Origin of the sequence: Streptomyces sp. NPDC059900 (assembly GCF_050270335.1) — a bacterium.
GTDB lineage: Bacteria > Actinomycetota > Actinomycetes > Streptomycetales > Streptomycetaceae > Streptomyces.
The window spans coordinates 1-2,834 of the sequence record NZ_JBNNJZ010000815.1 but is presented as its reverse complement, the minus strand read 5'-3'; the positions used below and the strand labels follow the sequence as shown (position 1 = coordinate 2,834).

The window sequence follows — 2,834 nt, the reverse complement described above, 5'->3', positions numbered from 1 at the left end:
ATGTGCTGGTGTACGTCGATACGTCGGGGGGAGCGGCTCATGGCGCGGCCTTCCTGCGGGAGAAGATGCGGCGGTGACGGTGCTACGGGGCGGGGACGCCGGGCCCGAAGCGAGCTCGGCTCAGAGGGCAGGGTGAGAGCGGGGCGGCGTATGCCTGGGCGGGATTGCCCCGGCGGCCGGCGGCGGAGGGCCGCGCCCGGCAGCGCGGCAGTCGGCGAATGGGGCAGTGGGCGCAGGCGCCCGGGCCCGGCCCGCCGGGCATGCCGGGGCGCTGATCCGGCGGGGGGAGCGTGACGCCGCGGATACGCCCTCACGCGTTCCCGGCCCGGCCCGCCGGGCAGGCGGGAAGGCGGGGCGCGGTCGGTGCGGCCGTGCCGGTGGTCCGCTTCGTGCGGCAGACCCCTTACTGGGCGGGCCCGCGCGCTGGCCGTGGTCACGGCTCGCTGCCTTCCGTGAGGCGGGCGGCCGCCTCGAACACCAGCCGCGCGTGCAGTTCGAACAGGGCCACCAGGTCGACGGCGTCCTTGTTGATCTCTCGTTGCACGAACAAGCCGTCGGCGCCCGCGATGGCGTAGGTCGCGAGGTTCGCGAGGGCCGGCTCGTCGAGATCGGGGAAGAGCGTCCGGGCTGTTTCGGCGATTTTGGTGCGGGCTGTCTCGCGGACCTGCAGGAAGACGGTGCGCCCCCGCGGCTCGGCGGGTCGGCGTTCCAGGGCGAGCATGAGCCCCAGGCGCAGGAAGTCGGGTGCGTCCACCAGCGACCTGGCCACGGTTCCGGCCATGGCCACGACGCGCTGTAGCGGGGTGCCCGTGTCCTCGCCCGGCAGGACCAGGGCTGTCAGCCAGGTGTCGAAGCTGCGCTCGATCACGGCCGCGATGAGGTCGTCTTTGTCCTTGAAGTGCCAGTAGATGGAGCTGGCGGGCAGCCCGCACTTGGCGCTGACCGCCGCGATCGACGTGCCCTCGTAACCGCGCTCGCCCGCGATCTCAACGGTGGCATCCAGGATGCGCTGGCGGGATTCGACTCCGTTTGCGCGCTTTCTGCGGGTCGGCTGGGGCTGGGTCATGGGTGCTTCCTCCCTGGAACGGCTGCCCTTGACCGTATCCGTCGCTCTGCTTACCGTAGCAGTCATTCCAATTGGAGTGAACGCTACATCAACGTGATGTGGCGGTAGCAGAGACATCACCACAGCGAGGTGCCCACATGAACGACGACGGTGCGCGGAGCAGACCCGCAGACGAGGCCTACGACGTGGCAGTGATCGGGTACGGGCCCACCGGGGTGACCGCGGCCAACCTGCTGGGCGCCGCGGGGCTGAAGGTCGTGGTGATCGAGCGCGACGCACAGATATTCACCCGTGCCCGGGCCATCTCCACCGACGAGGAGGTGGTGCGCATCTGGCAGCGTGTCGGCCTGGCCGAACGGCTGAAGCAGGACATGCTGACCGAGCGCCCCGTCGACTTCGTGGACGCGTCCGGACGCCCCTTCCTCAGCGCCCGGCCGACCCCGCGCGGGCACGGACACCCGCCCCAGATGTTCATCTACCAGCCGGCGCTGGAGCAGGTGCTGCGCGAAGGCGTCGACCGCTACCCGAACGTCGACATCCTCCTGGAGCATGAGTGCCTGCGGGTCCGCCAGGACCCCGCCGGAGTCGAACTGACCCTGGCCGGCACCCGCGACGACTGCGTCCGGCGGCTGCGCGCCTCCTACGTCATCGCTGCCGACGGCGGCTCCAGCCTCACCCGCGCCCAGCTGAACGTCGGATACGAGGGGCGCACGTACGAGGACCGCTGGGTCGTCATCGACACCAAGATGCTCAAGCCCTGGCCCGACCACGACAAACTGCGCTTCCACTGCGACCCGGCCCGCCCGGCCGTGGACTGCCCCACCCCGCTGGGACACCACCGCTACGAGTTCCCGCTGCTGCCCGGCGACGACGAGGAACACCTGGTCACCGAGGACGCCGTGTACCAACTGATCTCCCGCTACGGGATCGGCCGCGACAGCATCGAGGTCCTGCGGGCCACCGTCTACAGCCACCACGTCCGATTCGCCGCACGCTTCCGCGTCGGCCGGGTCTTCCTCGCGGGCGATGCCGCACACGCCATGCCGCCCTGGATCGGCCAGGGCATGGCCGCCGGAGTCCGGGACGTGGCCAACCTCTGCTGGAAGCTGGAAGCCGTACTCCGCGGCGAACTGCCCGATAGCGTGCTCGACAGCTACGAGAGCGAACGCAAACCCCACGTCATGGAGGTCACCAAACGCGCCGTGTTCGTCGGCCGCATGATCACCGAGCGCCGTGTGGCCCTCACCCGGGTGCGCGACCACGCCCTGCGCGCCCTCGACCGAATGCCCGGCGTCGCCAACTACCTGCAGGACTCCCGGTGGATCCCCGTGGCCCGCTACGACGCAGGCCTCCAGGCCACGCCGCGCACCAAGGCCTGCGGCCACCAGATCCCCCAGCCCCGGGTCCTGGATTCCGGCGGCAACCGCGTGCGCCTGGACGACGCACTGGCCGGCCGGTGGCTGTTGCTGCACGCCCGCACGGCCACCGCGCAACCCGCCTGGGACCGCCTCGGCGTACCGTCGATCACCCTGACCCCCGCCGGCAGCCGCCCGGCCGAAGGCACCCTCGTCGACACCGAGGACGTGCTGCTGGCGTGGATGGGCGAGCACCGCGCGACCACGCTCGCGCTGCGGCCCGACGCCTACGTCTACGCGGACGCCGCGAGGGGCCTGCTCGCGCCACCGCCCCGGGGCTTCGCCCCCCGCGCCCCTGCCCGCCCGGCCACGTCCATCACTCCGTGAGCGCCACCGACCACCCCTAAGGACAC

2 protein-coding genes are annotated in these 2,834 nt (G+C 71.7%); one reads left to right on the top strand and one right to left on the bottom strand.

Annotated features, from left to right (window positions below; translation table 11 throughout):
- Window positions 1–433: 433 nt before the first annotated feature.
- Window positions 434–1,066, bottom strand: coding sequence for a TetR/AcrR family transcriptional regulator (locus tag ACQKIP_RS44360; protein WP_365862210.1), 633 nt, complete (start codon window positions 1,064–1,066; stop codon window positions 434–436).
- A 137-nt stretch (window positions 1,067–1,203) separates the two neighbouring features.
- Here ACQKIP_RS44360 and ACQKIP_RS44355 point away from each other — a divergent pair, with 137 nt between their 5' ends.
- The gene (locus ACQKIP_RS44355) at window positions 1,204–2,808 is read left to right on the top strand and encodes a bifunctional 3-(3-hydroxy-phenyl)propionate/3-hydroxycinnamic acid hydroxylase (protein WP_365862209.1); all 1,605 of its coding nucleotides are present in this window, start codon (window positions 1,204–1,206) and stop codon (window positions 2,806–2,808) included.
- Window positions 2,809–2,834 lie beyond the last annotated feature (26 nt).